This is a genomic window from Asanoa hainanensis (assembly GCF_900188485.1).
GTDB lineage: Bacteria > Actinomycetota > Actinomycetes > Mycobacteriales > Micromonosporaceae > Asanoa > Asanoa hainanensis.
The window spans coordinates 47,600-68,354 of the sequence record NZ_FZPH01000013.1 but is presented as its reverse complement, the minus strand read 5'-3'; the positions used below and the strand labels follow the sequence as shown (position 1 = coordinate 68,354).

Here is a 20,755-nt window from a genome sequence, read left to right as displayed (position 1 = left end):
CGCGCGAGGTTACCGTCTGGTTAAGCCAGTGCTGAGCTAACAATAACGATCGTGAGGACACGTCGATGGTTGCTGCGGGTCGCCCACGCCGGTCCTGTTTGGCCGTACCCGGATCCAGTCTGAAGATGCTCGACAAGGCCCGCGGACTTCCGGCCGACCAGGTCTTCCTGGATCTCGAGGACGCGGTGGCCCCGCTGGCCAAACCGGAGGCCCGCAAGAACGTCGTCGCGGCGCTCAACGAGGGCGACTGGGGCACCAAAACCCGGGTCGTCCGGGTCAACGACCTGACCACCGAGTGGACCTACCGCGACGTGGTCGAGGTGGTCGAGGGCGCCGGAGCCAACCTGGACTGCGTGATGCTGCCCAAGGTGCAGTCGGCGGCGCACATCGAGTGGCTGGATCTCACGCTTACCCAGATCGAGAAGGCGGTCGGCCTGCCGGTCGGCGGCATCGGCATCGAGGCCCAGATCGAGAACGCCGCCGGTCTGGTCAACGTGGACGCGATCGCGTCGGCGTCGCCCCGGGTCGAGACGATCATCTTCGGTCCGGCCGACTTCATGGCGTCGATCAACATGCGGTCGCTGGTGGTCGGTGGGCTCATCCCGGACTACCCGGGCGACCCGTACCACTACATCCTGATGCGCCTGCTGATGGCCGCGCGGATGCACGACAAGCAGGCGATCGACGGCCCGTTCCTGCAGATCCGCGACGTCGACGCGTTCCGCGAGGTGGCCAAGCGCTCCGCCGCGCTCGGCTTCGACGGCAAGTGGGTCCTGCACCCGGGGCAGATCGACGCGGCCAACGAGATCTACGCCCCGGCGCAGGACGACTACGACCGGGCGGAGCTCATCCTCGACGCGTACGAGCACGCGACGTCGGAGGCCGGCGGCAAGCTCGGCGCCGTCATGCTCGGCGACGAGATGATCGACGAGGCGTCGCGCAAGATGGCCCTGGTCATCGCGGCCAAGGGCCGGGCCGCCGGGCTGACCCGGACCTCCCGGTTCACCCCACCGGAGAGCTGAACAAGGCGCCCATCAACGCGTACGGGTCGTCGAACATGCCCTCGTTGGCGCCGATGATGACCATGATGATGATGAACGCGAGATAGCCCAGCAGCAGCGCGGTCAGGATCCAGCCGACGATGATGCCGGCCAGCGCCATGCCGTCGCCGCCCTCGCCGCGCTCGCGGATCTGCTTGCGCGCGACGTGGCCGAGGATCGCGCCGACCGGGGCCGAGATGCAGGTGACGAGCCCGGCGAGCGAGCAGACCAGGGCGGCGATCGCGAGGCCGTTGGTCTTCGGCGCCGCGGGGTAGCCGTAGCCGGGGTAGGCGCTCACCGGCGCGGCGTATTCGGACCCGGGGTAGCCCGCCGGAGCCGGATAGCCGGGCGCGGGCGGGTAGCCCGGTGTCGCGGGGTAGGCCGGCGCGGCCGGGTAGCGCTCGGCCGGCGGGTAGGCCGGCTGAGCCGGGGCCGGGTAGACCGGCTGGCTCGGCACCGTGGGATCCGCCATCGGCACGGTCGGGTCGAAGGGTGCGTTCGGGTTCTGGTCGGTCATCGCGCTCTCCGAGGTCGGGCCAGGCTGGCGCCCGTAGGGTATCGGCCGGACGCATTCTCCGGCGGCCCGTGTCCTCCTCCGACAGGGGGTGTCGTTGCCGGTGTTGCGCGGACCGGGCAGGATCTCACGCATGGGAATCGACACGCAGGCCGACGACGGGCTGACCACGGTGCGCCTCGACGGCCGGGTCGCGCTGGTCACGGGGGCCGGCAGTCCCGACGGCATCGGCTACGCGACCGCCCGCCGGCTGCGTCAGCTCGGCGCCCGGGTGGCCATCGTGTCGACCACCCGACGCATCCACGACCGCGCGACCGAGCTCGGCGCCACCGGGTTCGTCGCCGACCTGACCGACGAAGCCGAGGTCGGCGCGCTGGCCGACGCGGTCGCCGAGCAGCTCGGCGACGTCGAGGTGCTGGTCAACAACGCCGGCCTGGCGAGCCGGGCCAGCCCGGAGGTGCTCCGTCCGGTCGGTCAGCTCACGTTCGACGAGTGGCGCTCCGAGATCGACCGCAACCTCAGCACCGCGTTCCTGTGCAGCCGGGCGTTCATCGCCGGCATGGCCGAACGCGGCTGGGGCCGCATCGTCAACCTCTCGGCCACGGCCGGCCCCGTCAACGCGTTGCCGACCGAGGCGGCCTACGCCGCGGCCAAGGCCGGTGTGATCGGCCTGACCCGGGCGCTGGCCATGGAGATGGTGGCCGACGGCGTGACGGTCAACGCGGTCGCGCCGGGCACCATCTACACCGCCGCGTCCACGGTCACCGAGATCAAGCAGGGTCTCGGCACACCGATCGGCCGCCCGGGCACCCCCGACGAGGTGGCCGCCGCGATCGCCTTCCTCTGCTCACCGGCCGCGTCGTACATCACCGGCCAGATGCTGGTGGTCGACGGCGGCAACAGTGTGCGCGAGGCCCAGTTCCGCTAGTAGCCCGTGTCGCTGACGCTGCCGGTGTTGACGTCAGAGCTCAGCATGCCAAGCCCGATGATGCCGCAGCAGCCGAGGATGTAGAGGCCGGTCAGCACGTAGCCGATGATCAGGCCGGCGGTGGCCAGGCCCGCGCCGTCCTCGCCGGAGGTGCGCAGCTGCTTCTTGGCGATGTGGCCGAGCACGATGCCCGCCGGCGGGATCAGGATGCCGAGGACCAACGCCAGGATCGCCATCACGCTGGTGCGGCGCTGCTGCGGGTAGCCGGCGGGGTAGCCGTACGGCTGCTGCTGCGGGTAGCCGGCGCCGTAAGCGGGCTGAGCCGGCGGGTACTGGCCGTACGGGTCGGGCTGTCCCGAGACCGGCGGCGGCCCGTACGACGGCGGCGCGGACTGCTGCGGGTCGTACGGCTGACCGGGCTGGTAGGGGTCGGGCTGGTTCGGCGGCGGGGGGTAACTCATGCCGGCACGCTACTAAACGCTTTCCCGCCCCGCCCACCCTCGTGACGAGGGAAGATGTGGGTCATGGCGCGCCTGGCCCAGACACCGAACCTCACCGACGTGCAAACGTCGATCCTCGAGACGGTGCGGGAGTTCGTCGACAAAGAGATCATTCCGCACGCGCAACGGCTCGAGCATGCCGACGAGTACCCGGCCGACATCGTCGACGGCATGCGCGAGATGGGCCTTTTCGGACTGACCATCGACGAGGAGCACGGCGGCCTGGGTGAGTCGCTGCTCACGTACGCGCTGGTGGTCGAGGAGCTTTCCCGGGGTTGGATGTCGATCTCCGGGATCGTCAACACCCACTTCATCGTCGCGTACCTGATCGCGCACCACGGCTCGGACGAGCAACGCGCGACCCTGCTGCCGAAGATGGCGACGGGCGAGGTGCGCGGCGCGTTCTCGATGTCGGAACCCGGCTGCGGCTCGGACGTGGCCGCGATCCGGTCGACAGCCCGGCGCGACGGCGACGCGTACGTCCTCGACGGCCAGAAGATGTGGCTGACCAACGGCGCCTACTCGTCGGTGGTGGCCACCCTCGTGCGCACCGACGTCGGTGCCGACAGTGTCTACGGCAACATGACGTGCTTCCTGCTGGAGAAGGAGCCCGGCTTCGGCGAGACCGCGCCCGGGCTGACCATTCCCGGGAAGATCGCGAAGATGGGTTACAAGGGCGTCGAGACCACCGAGATGATCCTCGACGGGCACGCGGTGCCGGAGTCGGCCGTGCTCGGCGGCCCCGACCAGCTCGGCCGCGGCTTCTACCAGATGATGGACGGCATCGAGGTCGGCCGGGTCAACGTGGCCGCGCGCGCGTGCGGCATCTCGATCAGGGCGTTCGAGCTGGCCATCGCGTACGCGCAGCAACGCCACACGTTCGGCGAGCCGCTCGCCGGCCACCAGGCGATCGCGTTCAAGCTCGCCGAGATGGCCACGAAGATCGAGGCGGCGCACGCGCTGATGGTCAACGCGGCCCGGCTCAAGGACGCCGGCGCCCGCAACGACGTCGAAGCGGGGATGGCCAAGCTGCTCGCCTCGGAATACTGCGCCGAGGTGGTGCAGGAGGCGTTCCGGATCCACGGCGGCTACGGCTACTCCGCCGAATACGAGATCGAGCGCCTGATGCGCGAGGCGCCGTTCCTGCTCATCGGCGAGGGCACGTCGGAGATCCAAAAAACGATCATCTCGCGGGGCCTGCTGAAGGAGTACCGCATCTAGGCTCGGCGCGTGTCGTTACGCCAGGACCGGAACTTCCTGCTCTTCTGGGTCCTGCAGACCGTCTCGGTCGCCGGTGACTCGCTGACCACCCTCGCGGTGCCGGTGGTGGCTCTACGGCCTGGCCGCTGGTTTGGCTGGTCGAGCCGCACGTCTGGGTGCTCTACGTCGCGATGCCGCTCGGCGCCGCGGCCGGGATGCTCTACCAGGTCGGCTACATCACCGCGGTGCCGGCGTTGGTCGGCAAGGAGCAGATCACCCAGGCCAACGGCCTGCTCTCGGCCTCGTTCGCGGTCGCGGGCATCACCGGCCCGGCGATCGCCGGCGCGCTGTTCGCGGTGCTCGACCCGGCGTGGGTGATCGGGATCGACGCGGTCAGCTTCGGGCTGTCGGCGATCGCGATGTCGTTCGTGCGGCTGCGGCCCCGGGAGAGCGCGCCGTCGCGGGAGTCGCCGATCCGCGGCTTCGTCACCGGCCTGCGGTTCCTCTGGGGGCACCCGGTGCTGCGCACGATCACGCTGTTGCTGTGCGGCGTCATCCTCCTCACGTACACGATGGACGACCTGCTTGTCTATCGGCTGCGGGCGGACCTCGGCCAGGGCACCGGCGCGGTCGGCGTGGTCTTCGCGGTCGGCGCGGCGGGCACGGTCGTGGCCGGGACGGTGGTCGCCGTGCTCCGCCGCCGGCTCGGCTTCGGTGCCTGTTGGATCGGCGCGTACGCCCTGACGCGGTCGCCCTGGCCGCCGCCGGAAGCGCGACGGTGGTGCCGGTCCTGGCCGGCCTGGTCGCGCTGATCCTGTTCTGCCAGGGCGTGGCCGGCACCTGCTCGATGTCGCTGCGCCAGGAGATCACCCCGGACCACCTGCTCGGTCGGGTCACGTCGGCGTTCTGGACCGTCCACTACCTCCCGGGCCCGCTCGGCGCACCGCTGGTCACGTTCGCGGCGGCGCGGGCCGGCGTACCCGCGGTGATGCTGGTTCTCGGTCTTGGCCTGGGCTTTGTTGCCCTGATCGCCGCGTTCTCGCCGCTGCGGACACGGGCACCCTCGCTACACCGGCCGGCGCATGGTGAAGCTCTGTAGCCGGGTCGCGTAGCCGAGGTGCTCGTTGAGCCGCCGCATGTCGGCGTTGCCCCGCTGGGTCCAGGTGTAGACCTCGGTGATCCCGGTGACGGCGGCGTGCGCGAGGGCGATCCGCTTGAGGTAGGCCGCCACGCCCCGACCGCGCCAGTCGCGGCGGACCACGGTCAGCGCGTTCTCGGCCCGGTGCGGGTTGTCCGCGTCGGCGATCAGGCCGGCCAGCGCGACCGGCTCGCCGCCCTCGACGGCCAGGAACATCGCTGTCGGGTCGCCGATCCAGCTCGTCCGCCACTCGTCGATGGACGCGTGCATCGGGGCGATCAGCGCCATGTCCTCGAACGCCTGTGCGGCGAGCGTCTCGTAGGCGAGGTCCCACAGGTCCGGCCGCTGCGCGACGGTGACCACCTCGACGTCGGTGCGGGGCGGGGGAGACGGCTCGGCGCCGACGGCGCGCACCTGCTCGACCTGGCGGTCGACCTCGGTGAAGCCGTGCCGCTCGGCGAACGCCCGGGAGCCCTCGTCGTCGGCGTGGGCGAGTACGTGCTCGACGCCCAGCGTGACGGCGTGCGCCCAGAGGTGGGACAGCACCCGGGTGCCGACACCCTGCCGGCGGAACTCGGGCAGCACCCGCGGCGTCACCACCGCGGCGCCCGAGATGCTGGAGTGGTCGGCCGAACCGCTGCCGATCAGCTTGCCGTCGTCTTCGACCACGAGCACGAGCGAGTCGCGGGTCAACGACGCCCGCATCTCGGCGACGGTGGGCGCCCGCTCGTAAGGGATGACGGCCATCCGCACCTGGCGTACGAGCGCGTAGTCGTCGTCGTTCCCGGCCCGCCGCACCGTCAGCATGCTCGGACGGTAGCTCCCCGCCTGCCACCTCGCGACCGCATTTGCTCTGCCTCCACGGACGCATCACCGGTAGGCCGGCTACGGGTGATGCGCCGATGTAAGCAGAGCAAATGCGCTAGATGCGGGTGAGGGCGCCGACCGCGCGCTCGACGGCCAGGCAGCGGTCTTCGACGTAGTCGAGGCCGGCCTCCGTGGCGAGCTCGCGTGCCTCGGGCGAGACGATGTCGAGCTGGAGCCAGACGGCCGGCGCGCCGGCCGCGATCGCGTCGCGCACCACGTCGGGTGCGTCGGCGGCCGGGCGGAAGACGTTGACCAGGTCGACCGGGAACGGGATCTCGGCCACCGAGCGGTAGACCTTCTCGCCGAACAGCTCGTTGACGAACGGGTTGACGGGGATGATCCGCCAGCCGTAGCGCTGCATCTGGAGCGGGACGGAGTGCGCGGCCTTGCCGGGGTCGCGCGAGGCACCGACGACCGCGATCACTTTGGCGTCGGCGAGGAGTTGCTGAGCATCACGCACGCGATTGGCTCTATCTCCGGTGCGCGGCGGTCGTCCGTTCACTCTGCGGCGCCTCGGCCTGCCGCACGACGCTGACGGTCGGGCCGGCCGGCAGCGCGGGCGGCGCGCCACCGTCGCGGAGCCGCCGCGACAGCCGTTCGAGCTCGGCCGGGCGGCCGATCGACTCGCGGTGCTCGGGATGGGCGACGTAGTAGCGGATCGCGTCGGCCAGGAACCACGGGTGGATGTCCAGCACGTCGATCGGCACGTCGAGGCGCTGGCGGCGCTCGCTCGGCGGGCGCACCAGATATCCCTTGCCCACGCGCAGCTCGAGCCGCTGCGTACGCACCTGCGGCGCCCACGGCGTGCCCGGCTGGATCGCGGCCCACGGCACGTCGACGCGGTGCAGGCGACCCGGGATCCGCAGCCCTTCCGCGCGCAGTTCGACCGTGTTCGGCACCAGCAGCGAGCGGAGCAGCAGCGCCGCGGCGAGCAGGCCGAGCACGACCGAGACGATCGCGTCGAAGGTGCCACCGCCGTCGGCGAACCGGTCGATCGCGAGCGCCGCCTGCGAGGTCAGCACCAGCACCAGGGCGGCGGTCTCGATCGTGCGGCGGCGGTTGGTCGGCGCCACGAACGTGTCGCCGTTGACCTCGAAGCTGGCCGGCCCGGCGGGAAGCCAGCCGATCAGCGCGACCAGCGCACCGACCCCGAGCAGCGTCGGGCCGAGATGCAGCAGGAAGTCGAGCAGCAGCACGGGGAGGTCGAAGGCGATCGCGGCGGCACCCCACACCGCTCCCAGGGACGCGGCGCCGAGCAGCCATCGCTGGTGCATGGCCGGAGCCTACCGGGGGATCGGCGGCCGTCAGTCGTCGTGTCCCTTCCGGACCGGCTGACCGGCCCGGCACTCCAGCTTGATCTCGGACCGGCCGCCGGCGCCCTCGAACTTGGCCTCCGCCTCGTCGTCCGGGCCTTCGTCGAGGTCACGCAGGGCGAAACCCTGCGCTGCCGACCAGGTCTCGATCGACACCAGCCCGTTCTCGCAGCGGGCCACCACCGTGCCGCCCGCGATCTGGAAGGTCTTACGTTGGACGTCACTCGGCGGTGTGGTGCTTTCGGTTGGCGACGCCGGCGGCGCGATGGTCGGCGCGGGGCTGCGGTCGGCCGCCGCGGCCAGGTCGCGCGCCACTTCCGCCTGGCTGCGGACGCCGCCGGGCGTACCCGTGAGGCTGTCGCCGACCAGCCGGATCGCGCCGATGCCGGCCAGTGTGGCGACCACGACGGCGGCGAGCCATCCGAGCGCGGCGAGACTGCGGCGGGACACCACCCGACTATGCCCGGTCGCACGCTAAGAACGGCACCGCGCGACGCTAAGAGCGGGTTAAGCGAGCCGACCGGCCGGGCACCGGGGGGATACGGTGCGAGCTGTGCCGCGCCTGCTGCTCATCGAGGACGATCCGGCCATCCGTGCGCCCCTGCTGCGGGCGTTGCGGGATCGCGGGCACGCGGTCGCGGCCGCGACCACCGCGATGGACGGGCTGCGGGCGGCCCTCGACGACCGTCCGGACCTGGTGGTGCTCGACCTGGGCCTGCCCGACGTCGACGGCGCCGAGTTGCTGCGGATGCTGCGCGCGGTGAGCCGGGTGCCGGTGATCGTCGCGACGGCCCGGGACGCCGAGACCGAGATCGTCCGCGTGCTCGACGCGGGCGCCGACGACTACCTGGTCAAGCCGTTCACCGCCGCCCAGCTCGACGCCCGGGTGCGGGCGGTGCTGCGCCGCGTCGGGTCGCCCGGCACGGCCGACGAGACCGTCGTCGTGGGCGGTCTGGAGATCGACCCGAGATCGCACGGGGTACGCCTCGACGGCGAGCCGATCGACCTCACGCCCCGGGAGTTCGATCTGCTGCACCACCTGGCCACCCGGCGGGGTGAGGTGGTCACCAAGCGGGAGCTGATGACCGAGGTCTGGCAGATCCCATACGGCGGGGCCGACAAGACCGTCGACGTGCACCTGTCCTGGCTGCGCCGCAAGCTGGGCGAGACCGCCGCGGCGCCGCGCTACCTGCACACCGTCCGGGGCGTCGGCGTGCGGCTGTCGGCACCGGGCGAGCCGTCGTGAGACGGCGGCTCACCCTGCTGGTCGCGGCGACGACGTCGTTGATCCTGATCGCCTTCCTGGTGCCGCTCGCGCTGCTGCTGCGCGGAGTGGCCGAGGACCGGGCCACCGGCCGGGCCACCGCCGACCTCCAGGGCATCGTGCCGGTGGTCGGCACCGCCGACCGGGCCGCCATCGAGCTGACCGTCGACCAGCTCACCGCTTCCGGCCGACCCGTCACGGTGTTCCTCCCGGACGGTGGGGCACCGATCGGTGCGGCGGTCCCGCGTACGCCGGCCGTCGACCTCGCCGCGACCGGCACGAGCCTGACCGCATCCCTCGACGGCGGGCGGGAGATCGTGATCGGCGTCGGCCGGACCGGTGGGACCGCGGTGATCCGCACGGTCGTACCGCGGGCCGACCTGCATGCCGGAGTGGGCCGGGCCTGGCTCGTGCTCGCCGCCCTGGGCCTGCTGCTGGTCGTGCTCGGCCTGCTCGTCGCCGACCGGCTGGCGCGCGGCCTCGTGCGCCCGATCGACGACCTGTCCCAGGTGTCGCACCGGCTGGCGCGGGCGGAGCTGGGTGCCCGCGCGGTGGTGCCGGCCGGCCCGCCGGAGCTGCGCGAGGTGGCCGGCGCGCTCAACCACCTGGCCGAGCGGATCCAGGTGCTGCTGCGCGAGGAGCGGGAGCAGGTGGCCGACCTGTCGCACCGGTTGCGTACGCCGTTGACCGCGTTGCGGCTCGAGGTCGAGTCCGTGCGCGACCCCGACGAGCGGGGCCGGGTGGCGGCCGGGGTCGACGCGTTGGAGCGGGCGGTGACCGGGCTGATCCGCCAGGCCCGATGGCGGAGCTCGCCGTCGGGCTCGGCTGTCTGTGACGCGGTCGAGGTCGTACGCGACCGGGTGGAGTTCTGGTCGGTGCTGGCCGAGGACACGGGTCGGGCGTTGCGGTTGTCGCTGGTCGACGGGCCCGTGCTGGTCGAGCTGGCCGCCGACGAGCTCGCGGCGGCGGTCGACGCCCTGCTCGGCAACGTGTTCGCGCATACGCCGGACGGGACGCCCTTCGCGGTGTCGCTGTCGGCGGACGGGGTGCTGGTGGTGTCCGACGAGGGCCCGGGTCTGGGCGGCGCTCTGGTTTCTCGGGGTGTGAGCGCTGGGGGAGGGACCGGTCTCGGGCTGGACATCGCGCGGCGGGCGGCGGGTGGCGCTTTGGACATTTCGGACGGTCCCGGTGGGGGCGCGGTGGTCACTCTGGCTTTAACCCGGGCTTAGCGCTCGCGCAGCGCGCCGCTATCCATGCTTGGCCGAACCTCGTCCGTATCACCCCGATACGGAGGTCATGACATGAAGCGCACACCGGTGATCGTCACCCTGGCCGGCATGGCGGCGCTCGCCGTCACCGGCACGGCGCTGGCGGCCGCGGCCGACGACGGTGCCAGCCCGCTGACCGGCCTCGGCAGCGCGGTGCCGACCGCGACACCCTCGTTCACTTCCGAGCCCACGCCGGACGACTCGGCCACCAGCACGAAGCCGCCGCTGGCCGGTGACCTAGGTGCCCCCGAGGCACGCCGGATCGCGCTGGCCAAGGTCGGTGGCGGCACGGTCACCGAGATCGAGTCCGAGTTCGAACACGGCTTCGCGACGTGGAAGGTGGAGATCGTACGGGCCGGCGTCGAGCACGACGTCTACGTCGACCGCGCGACCGGTGAGATCGTGAAGCTGGACAGCGACGACGACAAGGGCGGCGACCGTGGCGGCCATGGTGGTCGTGGCCATGGTTCCGACGACTGAGCTTGCCTTCGCCACCCCTGGCCTCCCTTGGTCGGGGGTGGCGTTCGTGGTCCAGACTGGCCGGGTGACCTTGCTCCTCGGCCGCCGTGACGTTGCCTCCGCCGTCGACCCGGGCGCGGTGCTGGACCTGCTGGCCGCCGGGTTCCGCGCCCCGGTCGTTTCGCCGCAGGCGTTGCGGGTCCGCACCGACCTGCCCGGCCCGGGCACCGCGACCTGCCTGATGCCGGGTCTGCTGCCGGACGTGCCCGCGTACACGGTGAAGGTCAACGCCAAGTTCCCCGCCGCCGCGCCGGCCTTGCGCGGCGTGGTCTGCCTGCACTCCCTCGTCGACGGCGAACTGCTCGCCCTGCTCGACTCGGCCAGCGTGACGGCGTGGCGGACGGGCCTGGCCGCGGCGTTGGGCACACACACGCTGGCCCCGCCGGACGCGCGCACGCTCGGCTTCGTCGGCGCGGGCGCGCAAGCCGCCACCACCCTGGCTGGCCTGCGCCACCTGCGCCCGTGGTCCCGCGTCGTCGCGACCGACCTCGACCCGGCCCGCGCGGCGGCCCTGCCCGCATCGGTCCTGTCATCGCCGCGCGAGGTGGCCGCTGCGGCGGACGTGGTGGTGCTCGCCACCTGGTCGCGCGAGCCGCTGCTCGGGCGTGCGGACGTCCGTCCTGGGCAGCACCTGACGTCCCTCGGCGCGGACGAGCCGGGCAAGCGTGAGCTGTCGGCGGACCTGCTGGCCGCGAGCCGGCTGATCGTCGACGACGTGGACCTGGCGCTGGCGGGAGGCGCGCTGGGCAGCGCGGGCCTGAGCGTCGACGGGTGCGCGGGCACGTTGGGTGCGGTGCTGCGCGGCGAGCTCCCGTCTGTCGCGCCGGGGATGACCAGCGTCTACAGCCCGGTCGGGCTGCCCTGGCAGGACCTCGCGCTGAGCTGGGCCGTCTACCAACAGGCCGCGCAGGCCGGCGCGGGCACCCAGGTGGACCTGCTCGGCTGACATGCTGTGCCGATGCCCGAGACGGAGTTGACCGAGCTGGTGCGGTCCAGCCCGTGGCTGATGGCCGTGCTGACCGCGGTGCGCGCGTCGAACCTGCCGGACGCCTGGACCGGCGCGGGCGCCGTGCGCAACCTGGTCTGGGACACGCGCTTCGGCACGGGCTTCGACCCCACCGGCGTACGCGACGTCGACGTGGCGTTCTTCGACCCGACGGACCTGACCCGCGACCGCGACCGCACGGCCACGGAGGCGCTGACCGCACTGCTACCAGCGGTGCCCTGGGAGGCGACGAACCAGGCGGCGGTGCACACCTGGTACCCGGCACACTTCGGCGGCGGCCCCATCCCGCCGCTGAGCAGCGCCGCGGAGGCCATCGCCACGTGGCCGGAGACGGCGACCGCGGTAGCGGTCCGCCTGACCGCCGCCGGCGAGCTGGAGGTCTGCGCCCCACACGGCCTGACCGACCTGCTGGGCGGCGTCTGGCGCCGCAACCCACGCCCGATCACGGTGGAACGCTCCCGCGAACGCCTGACCCGCCACAACCCCACGACCCGCTGGCCCGGCGTACGCGTGATCGACCCGGCCGACGCCTGATGGCTTTCGTGCTCGAAGCGGTCATCGGCCGCCCCGAGGTGCTGAGGACCATGGCGCGGTCCGCGGTCGTCGTGCCGTTGCCGCAAGGCATGGCGCTGGTGCCGATGACCGACGAGCTCTTCGTTGCCCTCGGCGGGAGCCCGGTGCTGGGCTGCGAGAAGCTGCCAGCCAGTCTCGAACCGCTCCTGACGGCCTGCTCGTCGCAGACGCCGGTCGCCTATGTGGAGGCGGAGTTCTTCGGCGGCGCCGGCTGTCAACGGGCCGCGGTGTGGGTCGGCGGCACGCTGGCCGGCGATCCCCTGTTTCTCGACGAAGACCAACCGACCGAGCCTGCGGGCACCCCGATCTCGCAGGCGCTGCGCCTGCTCGGTGTCGAGCGCGGCGATTGGCATGACGAGTTCGCCGCGCTCGATCTTGGCCGGCACCGGGAAACCTGCGGCTGGTTGCGCGAGTGAGCGGACCACTCCGGGTTCTTTGATGTGCGTCAGGAGCCTGGGGCCGTCAGGGTGCGGTCGATGCCGGCCCACTGGTCTTTGTTGGGCACCTCGGCGCCCACCGGGCACGAGCGTTTGAAGTCGCACCAGCCGCACATCGGGCCCGGAGTGGTCGGGAAGGCCTCGTCGGGGTCGGTGCCCGCGGCGATCGCCTTCTCGGCCTCAATGATGTCGCGGGCCGTGTCTTCGGCGCGGGAGACCTGGCGGGCGATGGACGCCTCGGTGTGGTCGTGCGCCGCGACCGTGCCCGTCGGTAGGTGGTGCAGCTCGACCCGCCGGCACGGCTTGCGGAACACCCGCTCGGCCGCGTAGGCGTAGAGCGCCAGTGCCTGCGACCCCCGCGCGTCGTCGGCGTCGAGCCCGGTGCGGCCGGTCTTGTAGTCGACGATGACCACCTCGCCGCCGCGGGCGTCGATGCGGTCGGCCCGGCCGTTGAAGGCCAGCACCGCCGTCTTGACCGCCACCACCCGCTCGACGCCCAGCGGCTCGAATTCGGGGTCGAGGCCCGCGACGTAGCTCTCGAGCCAGTCGAGGGCCCGCCGGTAGACGGCCCGCTCCTGGTCGTCGTCGCGATAGCCCTCGCGGACCCAGGTGCCCTTGAGCAGCCCGGGTAGCGCCTCGCGAACGCGCCGCTCGGGCGGCAGCGCGAACCAGCTCCGCAGCGCGGTGTGGACGCTCGCGCCCAACGAGTTGTGTGCCCACGGCGGGCCCTTGGGCGGCGCCGGGCGGTCGACGTAGGAGTAGCGGTAGCGGCGTGGGCAGTCGGCGTAGGCGCCGAGCTTGCTCGGCGTGCACACGAACAGCCGCTCCGGCATGCCGGCGAAGCCGAGCTGCTCGGAGCGCGGTGCCGGGGCCCGGCCGGTGGGGGAGGAGGTTGGCCTGCGCACGGGAGAATCCTCCCATCCGGGTACGACAACCCCGGATGGTCACCCCGCCTGGTACGAGTCGACGAAGGCGAACACCGCGTCCGCGATCAGTTGCACGGCGATCGCGGCCAGCAGGAGGCCGGCAATGCGGGTGAGCACCTCGATGCCGCCGGGGCGCAGGACCTTGACCACGACGCCGCAGTACCGCAGCACGAGCCAGACCACCACCATCGCGGCGATGATGCCCGCGTAGACCGCCACGTAGTCCGGCGCGCCGTCGGCGCGCTGCACGAACAGCATCGTCGCCACGATCGCGCCCGGGCCGGCCAGCAGCGGCGTGCCCAGGGGCACCAGTGCGATGTTCGACGTCGAGTGGTCCGTCGGGCCGTCCGTCTTCCCGGTCAGCAGCTCCAACGCGATCATGATGAGCAGCAGGCCGCCGGCGCCCTGCAGGGCCGGCAGGTCCACGTGCAGGTATTCGAGGATGTTCTGGCCGGCGACCGCGAACAGGACGACCACGCCGAGTGCCAGGCACACCGCCTGCCAGGCGGCCCGGTGCCGGTCGCGCGGCGCCATCGTGCCGGTCATCGCGACGAAGATCGGCACCATCCCCGGCGGGTCCATGATCACCAGGAGCGTGACGACGACCTCGCCGAATACCTTCAGATCCACGCGATCACGGTAGGCGAAGGTCGTTCACGTCAATCCAGCACGGGTGTCTTTCCTGATGAGGCGGCCACGAGGCGCTCGTACACGAGAGGTGAGGTGGTCTCGGCCCCGAGCCCGACGGTCTTGTGCGTGCCGTGAAAATCGGACGATCCGGTCACGGCAAGCCCGAGCGACGAAGCCAGCGCCCGCACGTGCGCGCGTTCCGCGGGCGAATGGTCCGTGTGGTCCGCCTCCAACCCGAAGAGCCCGGCCTCCGGCAACGACACGATCAGGTCGTCGGGGACGATCCGGCCGCGCCGGGTCGCCCGCGGGTGCGCGAACACCGTCACCCCACCGGCAGCACGGACGAGCCGCACGGCCTCGAAGACGTCGATCTCCTCCTTGGGCACGCGATAACGCTGGCCCAGCCACTCCGGCGCGAACGCGGCGGAGGTCGAGGAGACCAGCCCGGCTCGGATCAGCGCCTGCGCGATGTGCGGCCGCCCGACCGAGCCGCCGTCGGCGTAGCGCAGCACCTCGTCCCAGGTCACGTCGTGCCCGTCGGCCCGCAGCAGCGCGACGATCCGCTCCGCCCGCACCTCGCGCGACGCGCGCACCCGGGTCAGCTCCGCCACGAGGTCGGGGTAGGTCGGGTCGAACAGGTACGCCAACAGGTGCAGGGAGATCGGCGGCCGGGCCCCGTGCCACCGGCAGGAGAGCTCGGCGCCCCGCACGAGCGCCAGACCGGGCGGTCGGGCGGCCGCCGCGGCGGACCAGCCCGCGGTCGTGTCGTGGTCGGTGATCGCGACCACGTCGAGCCCGGCGGTGGCCGCCGCCGACATCAGCTCGGTGGGCGTCAGCGTCCCGTCGCTCGCGGTCGAGTGCGCGTGCAGGTCAATGCGGCTGTCCATCGCCGCAGACGCTACCGGGGTCAGCCCTCCGCCCGGCCCAGCCGGGGCACGAGGTTCCAGTTGCTGCCGGCCGACGCGGGCACCTCGAGGACCTTGCGCGTCCCGTCGGTCTGGCAGCGGATCACCCCGTCGTCGTACGTGGCGACCACGGTGCGGTTGTCGACCCAGATCGGCGAGCGTACGCCGGCCGCCGCGCACACCTTGGCCGTCGGCGTGCCGATCAGGGCGTTGTCGACGTTGTGCAGGCGCAACTGGTCGCCAGCCGGCTCGGCCAACCACCCACCGTCGGGGGAGAGGTTGTTCGTGACGCCTTCGCCGGGCGACTCGAACCCGCAGAGCTTGGTCATGGTGACCGACATGACCGGACTGTCCGGGCGCAGCGAGGCCAGGCAGAGCTCCTTCTCGCCGGTCGTCCAGGCGAGCCCCACGGCGGCGTCGCTGCGGGTGCCGAGGACGCCGGAGACCACGGGGTTCCAGGACGGGTCGGCCCAGCCGGACTGGCCGACGACCGTGACGAACTCGTACCCGCGGCCGCTGGAGACCTTGCCCGTCGCCAGCACCCGGTCGCCGAGCACGGCGGTCGGCGCGGTGTCGGCCGGCACGTTGACGATGCCGACGCGTTTGGCGCCCTCGCGGGTCAGATCGGCCATGGCCAGCTGGTTGTCGGTCACCACGGCGATCCGCTGGCCGTCGTCGCCGACGGTCCAGCGGCTGCCCTCCGGCGCCACCTCCACCGATCGCCCGTCGACCGGCTGGAGGTAGGCGCCGCCGCTCGCGTTGCCGTAGAGCCAGCCGGCCGGCACCCGGTAGACGACGTCGACGTCGCCGTGGGCGCCCAGGTCGAGGCGGCGGCCGTCGGTGGTCCACAGCAGATCGCCGATCCGCAGGTCGAGGCCGAGACTGGCGACGTCGTGCGGGTTGATCGACGCGGTCACCTGGGGTTCGGGCAGCGCGGTGGGGTCGGCCGAGAGCACCGAGGAGTTGTAGCCCGTGTGCGTGGTGTGCAGGAGCTTCCAGCCGAGCGCGCCGCCGAGCAGGGACGCGAACGCGAGGACCGCCGCGAACGAGGTGCCCACGCGGCGCCACCGCCGGCTGCGGCCGGTGCGGCGGATGATCTGGTCGGCGCGGTCGCTGCCGGCCGGGGTCAGCTCGACCCGGTCCTGGAAGGCCTCACGCAGTCGTTCTTCGATCATCAGCGCCCCTCCACTCCTCCCGCCGGGGCGGGAATGCGGGGAGCGGGGGCACGCACCGGACGCGTGGGCGCCGACGCCTGCCGTGGGATCGGGGGCGGCGCGGTCTGCGCCGCGGCCAACTCGTCGACCCGGGCCTGCTCGGCGGCGCGTTCGGCGCCGAGCCGGCCGCGCAGCGTGCTCAGGGCCCGGGAGGTCTGGCTCTTCACCGTGCCGGTGGAGATGTCGAGGATGGCGGCGGTCTGCGCCTCGGACATGTCCTCGTAGAAGCGCAGCACCAGCACCGCGCGCTGCCGGGCGGGCAGCGACTGCACGTGCCGCCACAAGGCGTCGCGTTCGAGCTGCTCGTCGACCTTGTCGGCGACGGCCCGCTCGGGCAGCACCTCGGTCGGGCGTTCGCCGTGCCAACGGCGGCGCCACCAACTGATCGACGTGTTGACCAGGACCCGGCGGGCGTACGGCTCGACGGCCTCGATCTCCCCGAGTCTCCGCCAAGCCAGATAGATCTTGGTGAGCGCTGTCTGCAACAGGTCCTCGGCGGTGGCCCAGTCACCGGTCAGCAGGTAGGCGGTGCGCAGCAGGGCCGGCGAACGGGCGGCGACGAACTCCCGGAAGTCGTCTTCGACCGACTGCCTGTCCGTCACCGGACGCCCCCCTTTGGTACGCGTGGTTGCAGACTGACACACGCGTATAGCCGGGGTCTACGGGGCGAACGGTTGCCGAGCGGCGACCAATCGGCAGGAGCCTATGCCCCGTCGTCGGCGCGGGCCTCGTCGGCGTCCTTGCCGAGCCGGGCTTCGACCGCCTGCGGCTCGTACATCTCCTCGACGACCCGCAGGTAGAGCTCGTTGGGGTTCGGCAGGTGCTTGATCTCGCGAAGTGCCTGCTCCTGGCCCGCGGACTCGAGCACGAACGTGCCGTAGTTGAGCGCGCGGCCCAACGGCGACTGCTCGTATTTCATGTCGGTGACCCGCAGCAGCGGCATCATCGCGACCCGGCGGGTGATGATCCCGCTGACCACCATGACCCGCTTGTTGGTCAGGATGAAGCGGTCGAAGTACCAGTCGCCGACCTTCCAGGCGACCCACCCGAAGATCGCCACCCAGACCAGGATGGCGGCGGTGGTCATGCCGGCCGCCTCCTGCCGGAACAGGAAGCCGGACAGGTAGCCGAGCACGAAGGTGGCCACGATGATCACCAGGAGCGGCGTGCTCAGGTGGATCCAGTGGCGCTTCCACTCGCCCCGGTAGCGCTCGGTCGGGAAGAGGTAGCGCGAGACCAGCGGGGTCGGCTCGTCTTCGAGCGGCAGCACCCGGCGCGGGCCGAGCGGCAGGCCGGACGCGTCGACCTGGAGGCCGGCGAGCTCCTCTTCGGAGATCTCGGTCGCGGTGTAGCCACCGGCCGTGCGCTGCCTGGCCGTGGGCTCGCCGTGCGCGTAGTCGGCCGAGTCGCCGAAGCCGGCGCTGTCGGAGTAGCCCGCGCTCGGCGAGTAGCCGGGGCCGGTGCTGAAGCCCGGGCCTTCGTCGACCGGGGGCACGTCATCACGTGCCCAACGGTCGCGATCGGACTCGTCAGGGTCTGGTGATGGTGCGGACGGTCGGCCCATAGGTGACGGCGGCGCCTAGGCGACGAGGCTCGTGAAGAAGTCGCCGAAGCCTTCCGCGACATCCATGATGCCGCCGCCGATGTTCTTGAACACGTCAGCTGACTCATTAGGACGGAAGGCGATGAAGAAAACGAGGAAGGCGATTCCACCCCAAGTGAGGATCTTCTTGAGCATTGCGGCCCAACCCCCTCTGTCGCGGCGCCGGCAACTTGCCGCGGCAGGACTCAGCGTATCAGTCGTCGCGCTCAGGTTGAATGAACTGCGCATAATCCGCACAAGCGGGAACGCCCCGCTCAGGCGTGCCCATGCAGGTACGGAGAAGGAGCACCGTACACGAGTTCCGGGGGCAACCACTCGCAAAGATCGTGCAACATAACGTCTTCTGCGAGAACGTACCCGGCGTGTGCGGGCCAAGCTATCGCATAAAGCCACATTCCACGCGCCTCGCCGACGTACGCGCTGCGGTCCTCGGCCGTGGAGATCGACCACAGTGGAGTCGGGTGGCCATCCACTTTGATCTTGGCATGCGCGCCGGTCGCCTGGCCCGGCCCGGGGTCGGCCGAGACCGAGGTGAGGTCCCGCACGAGGTGGGCGCCGGGATCGGTGCCGCGCACGCCGGCGAACCGGTTGCCCAGCCCCACTCCGGGCTCCTCGGCGACGATCACCAGGTCGGCGGGGCCGCCGCCGAACGGTGCGGGTCCGCTGCAGGCCAGCGCCGTCGCGCGTACGCCGGAATGGTCGTCACCCGCCCAGGCGACGCCGGTCACCGTCCAGTCGAGCAGCAGGGGCCAGGTGCACCAGAGCGGCACGGACGCGGGCCCGGCGGTGATCGCGTTGACCACGCTCTTCACGATCTCGGCGTTGTTGTGGTCGGCGATGTGCAACGGAGGGACGTCGCCGCACTCGTCACACCGCCAGTCGCGCATCAGGTCCGGTGGCCGAACCGCACCACCGCACCTCGGGCAACTCACCGACATGCCCACGCCCGTTACGTTCCTCGCGGTGCGGGTGGCGAGTCAAGCATTCCGGCGCTTTCGGTCACCCGCCGGAGGGTGGTGGCTCCCCGTACGTCCGGATCCAGGCGTGCATGGCGATGCCGCTGGCCACGCCCGCGTTGATGGACCGGGTCGAGCCGTACTGGGCGATGGAGAAGAGCTGGTCACAGGCCCCGCGGGCGGTGTCGGAGAGCCCCGGACCCTCCTGTCCGAAGAGCATGACGCACCGGCGCGGCACGATCACCGTCTCCAGCGGGCGCGAGCCAGGCAGGTTGTCGATCCCGATCACGGGCAGGTCGGCACCGTGCGCCCAGGAGACGAACTCCTCGATCGTCGGGTGGTGGCGGACGTGCTGATACCGATCGGTCACCATCGCGCCGCGCCGGTTCCACCGCCGGTTGCCGACCACGTGCACCTCGGCCGCCAGGAACGCGTTGGCGTTGCGTACCACGGTGCCGATGTTGAAGTCGTGTTGCCAGTTCTCGATGGCAACGTGGAAGTCGTGCCGCCGCAGATCGAGGTCGGCCACCACCGCCTCGTGCCGCCAGTAGCGGTAGCGGTCGACGACGTTGCGCCGGTCGCCCGCTTCCAGCAGCTCCGGGTCGAACTTCGGATCGGCCGGCCATGGACCTGGCCACGGCCCGACGCCGACCTCACCCTCCGCTTCCACACCGGCAATTTAAAGGGGTACGCACGACGGAGCGCGAACCGGCCCGATGATCAGACCATGCCCAGGGCGTGTCCGAGGTCGGCCAGGAACCAGCGGTCACCCGGGCCGAGCTGGCCGGCGGCCGGGCCGCGGCCCCCGGTGCACACGCGGGCGGCGATCGACTGGACCCACTGCCGGTAGGCGGCGGAGTCAGCGGGGTCGGCGCGCTCGCCGAGCACCCGGACAGCGTCCCGGCACTCGTCGAGCAGGTCACGGGCGGGGCGGCTGGGCACCGACGGCATCCGTTCGGCATAGACGGCGGCGACCACCGCGCGCACCAGGTCGCTGTCGAACGCGCGGCCGGCGGCCATCGCGTCCAGGCCCGCCAGCCCCTCGCGAACCGACCGTCCCGGGCGACCGGTGTGGGTGGCCGCGACGATCACGCGCCCGGGCAGCCGCACCAGCAGCTCCCATTCCTGGGCGGTGAAGACGTCGATGGCGACGTTCGGGAACGGGACCGACAGTGGATCGCCGGGCGCGGGCTGGCTTGGCATAACGACCTCCCAAGGTCAGCATATGCCGCATTTGCGCCCGCGCGACCAGCCGGTTCTAGCGGGGGACGGGCTCGGGAAAGCTGGGGCGCTCGGGGTCCCGTCCGTCGGGTGCCGCCGCGTGCTCCCGCTTGGGCACCATCACCTTGCGGCGGAAGACGCAGACCATCGTGCCGTCCTGGTTGTAGCCGCGGGTCTCGACCGCCACGACGCCGCGGTCCGGCTTCGAGCCGGACTCCCGCTTGTCGAGCACCGTCGTCTCGCCGTAGATGGTGTCGCCGTGGAAGGTCGGCGCGACGTGCCGCAGGGACTCGACCTCGAGGTTGGCGATCGCCTTGCCGCTGACGTCGGCCACCGACATGCCGAGCAGCAGCGAGTAGATGTAGTTGCCGACCACCACGTTGCGACCGAACTCCGTGGACGTCTGGGCGTAGTGGGCGTCCAGGTGGAGCGGATGGTGGTTCATCGTCAGCAGGCAGAAGAGGTGATCGTCGGCCTCGGTGACGGTCTTGCCGGGCCAGTGCCGATAGACGTCGCCGACCTCGAACTCTTCGAAATAGCGCCCGAACCGCATGCCCGCACTTTAACGTCGGCGCGCTTTGCTGGCCGGAGAAAGGGTGCGGACGCAATGAGCGGCGGGGCCCTCCCCGGCACCCGCCGCCCACGCTTGTCCTTACGATTTTGCCGGACCAACCGGTACCAGAAAACCCTTCGGGAAGTGACGGGGGTCACCCGTTATGGTTCTGCAACATTA

28 protein-coding genes are annotated in these 20,755 nt (G+C 71.8%); 11 read left to right on the top strand and 17 right to left on the bottom strand.

Annotated features, from left to right (window positions below; translation table 11 throughout):
- Positions 1-65 precede the first annotated feature (65 nt).
- Complete coding sequence (locus CHC05_RS27635; protein WP_089253510.1) at positions 66-1,022, top strand: HpcH/HpaI aldolase/citrate lyase family protein; 957 nt, start codon at positions 66-68, stop codon at positions 1,020-1,022.
- On the opposite strand, the gene CHC05_RS27630 is transcribed toward CHC05_RS27635, so the two are convergent.
- The gene (locus CHC05_RS27630) at positions 1,003-1,557 is read right to left on the bottom strand and encodes a DUF4190 domain-containing protein (RefSeq protein WP_089253509.1); all 555 of its coding nucleotides are present in this window, start codon (positions 1,555-1,557) and stop codon (positions 1,003-1,005) included. The genes CHC05_RS27635 and CHC05_RS27630 overlap by 20 nt on opposite strands.
- Positions 1,558-1,687: 130 nt before the next feature.
- Between CHC05_RS27630 and CHC05_RS27625 the strand changes: the two genes are divergently transcribed.
- Complete coding sequence (locus tag CHC05_RS27625) at positions 1,688-2,482, top strand: SDR family NAD(P)-dependent oxidoreductase (RefSeq protein ID WP_089253508.1); 795 nt, start codon at positions 1,688-1,690, stop codon at positions 2,480-2,482.
- Here CHC05_RS27625 and CHC05_RS27620 read toward each other — a convergent pair.
- Positions 2,479-2,943 (bottom strand): DUF4190 domain-containing protein, encoded by a 465-nt coding sequence (locus CHC05_RS27620; RefSeq protein WP_089253507.1) that lies wholly within the window; start codon positions 2,941-2,943, stop codon positions 2,479-2,481. The genes CHC05_RS27625 and CHC05_RS27620 overlap by 4 nt on opposite strands.
- 63 nt (positions 2,944-3,006) lie before the next feature.
- Here CHC05_RS27620 and CHC05_RS27615 point away from each other — a divergent pair, with 63 nt between their 5' ends.
- The 3 genes from CHC05_RS27615 to CHC05_RS27605 all read left to right on the top strand — a co-directional run bounded on the left by CHC05_RS27615 (position 3,007) and on the right by CHC05_RS27605 (position 5,281).
- Complete coding sequence (locus CHC05_RS27615) at positions 3,007-4,203, top strand: acyl-CoA dehydrogenase family protein (protein WP_089253692.1); 1,197 nt, start codon at positions 3,007-3,009, stop codon at positions 4,201-4,203.
- Positions 4,204-4,328: 125 nt separating this feature from the next.
- A complete protein-coding gene (locus CHC05_RS27610) occupies positions 4,329-4,994 on the top strand; it encodes an MFS transporter (RefSeq protein WP_089253506.1) in 666 nt (221 codons plus the stop codon).
- A complete protein-coding gene (locus CHC05_RS27605) occupies positions 4,961-5,281 on the top strand; it encodes an MFS transporter (RefSeq protein ID WP_089253505.1) in 321 nt (106 codons plus the stop codon). The genes CHC05_RS27610 and CHC05_RS27605 overlap by 34 nt, the downstream gene beginning before the upstream one ends.
- On the opposite strand, the gene CHC05_RS27600 is transcribed toward CHC05_RS27605, so the two are convergent.
- From CHC05_RS27600 to CHC05_RS27585, 4 genes are all read right to left on the bottom strand, one after another.
- Positions 5,249-6,127: a GNAT family N-acetyltransferase gene (locus CHC05_RS27600; RefSeq protein ID WP_089253504.1), complete on the bottom strand. Its 879-nt coding sequence runs from the start codon at positions 6,125-6,127 to the stop codon at positions 5,249-5,251. The two genes, CHC05_RS27605 and CHC05_RS27600, sit on opposite strands and share 33 nt — an antisense overlap.
- 115 nt (positions 6,128-6,242) lie before the next feature.
- The gene (locus tag CHC05_RS27595; protein WP_089253503.1) at positions 6,243-6,647 is read right to left on the bottom strand and encodes a CoA-binding protein; all 405 of its coding nucleotides are present in this window, start codon (positions 6,645-6,647) and stop codon (positions 6,243-6,245) included.
- A gap of 10 nt (positions 6,648-6,657) precedes the next feature.
- Positions 6,658-7,461: a hypothetical protein gene (locus CHC05_RS27590; RefSeq protein WP_089253502.1), complete on the bottom strand. Its 804-nt coding sequence runs from the start codon at positions 7,459-7,461 to the stop codon at positions 6,658-6,660.
- 30 nt (positions 7,462-7,491) lie between these two features.
- The gene (locus tag CHC05_RS27585) at positions 7,492-7,950 is read right to left on the bottom strand and encodes a hypothetical protein (RefSeq protein ID WP_089253691.1); all 459 of its coding nucleotides are present in this window, start codon (positions 7,948-7,950) and stop codon (positions 7,492-7,494) included.
- A 103-nt stretch (positions 7,951-8,053) separates the two neighbouring features.
- Between CHC05_RS27585 and CHC05_RS27580 the strand changes: the two genes are divergently transcribed.
- From CHC05_RS27580 to CHC05_RS27555, 6 genes are all read left to right on the top strand, one after another.
- A complete protein-coding gene (locus tag CHC05_RS27580; protein ID WP_089253501.1) occupies positions 8,054-8,746 on the top strand; it encodes a response regulator transcription factor in 693 nt (230 codons plus the stop codon).
- On the top strand, positions 8,743-9,993 hold the full coding sequence (locus CHC05_RS27575; RefSeq protein ID WP_089253500.1) for a HAMP domain-containing sensor histidine kinase: 1,251 nt from the start codon (positions 8,743-8,745) through the stop codon (positions 9,991-9,993). The genes CHC05_RS27580 and CHC05_RS27575 overlap by 4 nt, the downstream gene beginning before the upstream one ends.
- 72 nt (positions 9,994-10,065) lie before the next feature.
- Positions 10,066-10,512: a PepSY domain-containing protein gene (locus CHC05_RS27570; protein WP_179266411.1), complete on the top strand. Its 447-nt coding sequence runs from the start codon at positions 10,066-10,068 to the stop codon at positions 10,510-10,512.
- A 64-nt stretch (positions 10,513-10,576) separates the two neighbouring features.
- A complete protein-coding gene (locus tag CHC05_RS27565) occupies positions 10,577-11,497 on the top strand; it encodes an ornithine cyclodeaminase family protein (RefSeq protein ID WP_179266410.1) in 921 nt (306 codons plus the stop codon).
- A gap of 12 nt (positions 11,498-11,509) precedes the next feature.
- Positions 11,510-12,091, top strand: a complete 582-nt coding sequence (locus CHC05_RS27560) for a nucleotidyltransferase family protein (RefSeq protein ID WP_089253498.1) — start codon at positions 11,510-11,512, stop codon at positions 12,089-12,091.
- Positions 12,091-12,546, top strand: a complete 456-nt coding sequence (locus CHC05_RS27555; RefSeq protein WP_089253497.1) for a hypothetical protein — start codon at positions 12,091-12,093, stop codon at positions 12,544-12,546. Before CHC05_RS27560 ends, CHC05_RS27555 begins: the two co-directional genes overlap by 1 nt.
- 29 nt (positions 12,547-12,575) lie before the next feature.
- Here the strand turns inward: CHC05_RS27555 and CHC05_RS27550 are convergent, their stop codons facing one another.
- From CHC05_RS27550 to CHC05_RS27505, 11 genes are all read right to left on the bottom strand, one after another.
- Positions 12,576-13,400: a RecB family exonuclease gene (locus tag CHC05_RS27550; RefSeq protein ID WP_089253689.1), complete on the bottom strand. Its 825-nt coding sequence runs from the start codon at positions 13,398-13,400 to the stop codon at positions 12,576-12,578.
- A gap of 111 nt (positions 13,401-13,511) precedes the next feature.
- A complete protein-coding gene (locus CHC05_RS27545; RefSeq protein WP_089253496.1) occupies positions 13,512-14,123 on the bottom strand; it encodes a MarC family protein in 612 nt (203 codons plus the stop codon).
- Between the two features lie 29 nt (positions 14,124-14,152).
- On the bottom strand, positions 14,153-15,010 hold the full coding sequence (locus CHC05_RS27540) for a PHP domain-containing protein (protein ID WP_089253495.1): 858 nt from the start codon (positions 15,008-15,010) through the stop codon (positions 14,153-14,155).
- Positions 15,011-15,030: 20 nt separating this feature from the next.
- Positions 15,031-16,203 carry a hypothetical protein gene (locus CHC05_RS27535; protein ID WP_089253494.1) on the bottom strand — a complete coding sequence of 391 codons (1,173 nt, stop codon included), beginning with the start codon at positions 16,201-16,203 and terminating at the stop codon, positions 15,031-15,033.
- Positions 16,203-16,844: a SigE family RNA polymerase sigma factor gene (locus CHC05_RS27530; protein WP_089253493.1), complete on the bottom strand. Its 642-nt coding sequence runs from the start codon at positions 16,842-16,844 to the stop codon at positions 16,203-16,205. The genes CHC05_RS27535 and CHC05_RS27530 overlap by 1 nt, the downstream gene beginning before the upstream one ends.
- A 101-nt stretch (positions 16,845-16,945) precedes the next feature.
- Positions 16,946-17,806 (bottom strand): PH domain-containing protein, encoded by an 861-nt coding sequence (locus tag CHC05_RS27525; RefSeq protein WP_089253492.1) that lies wholly within the window; start codon positions 17,804-17,806, stop codon positions 16,946-16,948.
- A gap of 15 nt (positions 17,807-17,821) precedes the next feature.
- Entirely contained in the window at positions 17,822-17,980 is a 159-nt protein-coding gene (locus CHC05_RS41705) for a hypothetical protein (protein WP_176984925.1), read from the bottom strand.
- Positions 17,981-18,099: 119 nt separating this feature from the next.
- A complete protein-coding gene (locus CHC05_RS27520; RefSeq protein WP_342745686.1) occupies positions 18,100-18,783 on the bottom strand; it encodes a DUF6758 family protein in 684 nt (227 codons plus the stop codon).
- Between the two features lie 61 nt (positions 18,784-18,844).
- Positions 18,845-19,471, bottom strand: coding sequence for a TrmH family RNA methyltransferase (locus CHC05_RS27515; RefSeq protein WP_089253491.1), 627 nt, complete (start codon positions 19,469-19,471; stop codon positions 18,845-18,847).
- Positions 19,472-19,521: 50 nt separating this feature from the next.
- Positions 19,522-20,004: a hypothetical protein gene (locus tag CHC05_RS27510; RefSeq protein WP_089253490.1), complete on the bottom strand. Its 483-nt coding sequence runs from the start codon at positions 20,002-20,004 to the stop codon at positions 19,522-19,524.
- A 55-nt stretch (positions 20,005-20,059) separates the two neighbouring features.
- A complete protein-coding gene (locus tag CHC05_RS27505) occupies positions 20,060-20,575 on the bottom strand; it encodes a MaoC family dehydratase (protein WP_089253489.1) in 516 nt (171 codons plus the stop codon).
- Positions 20,576-20,755: the final 180 nt, after the last annotated feature.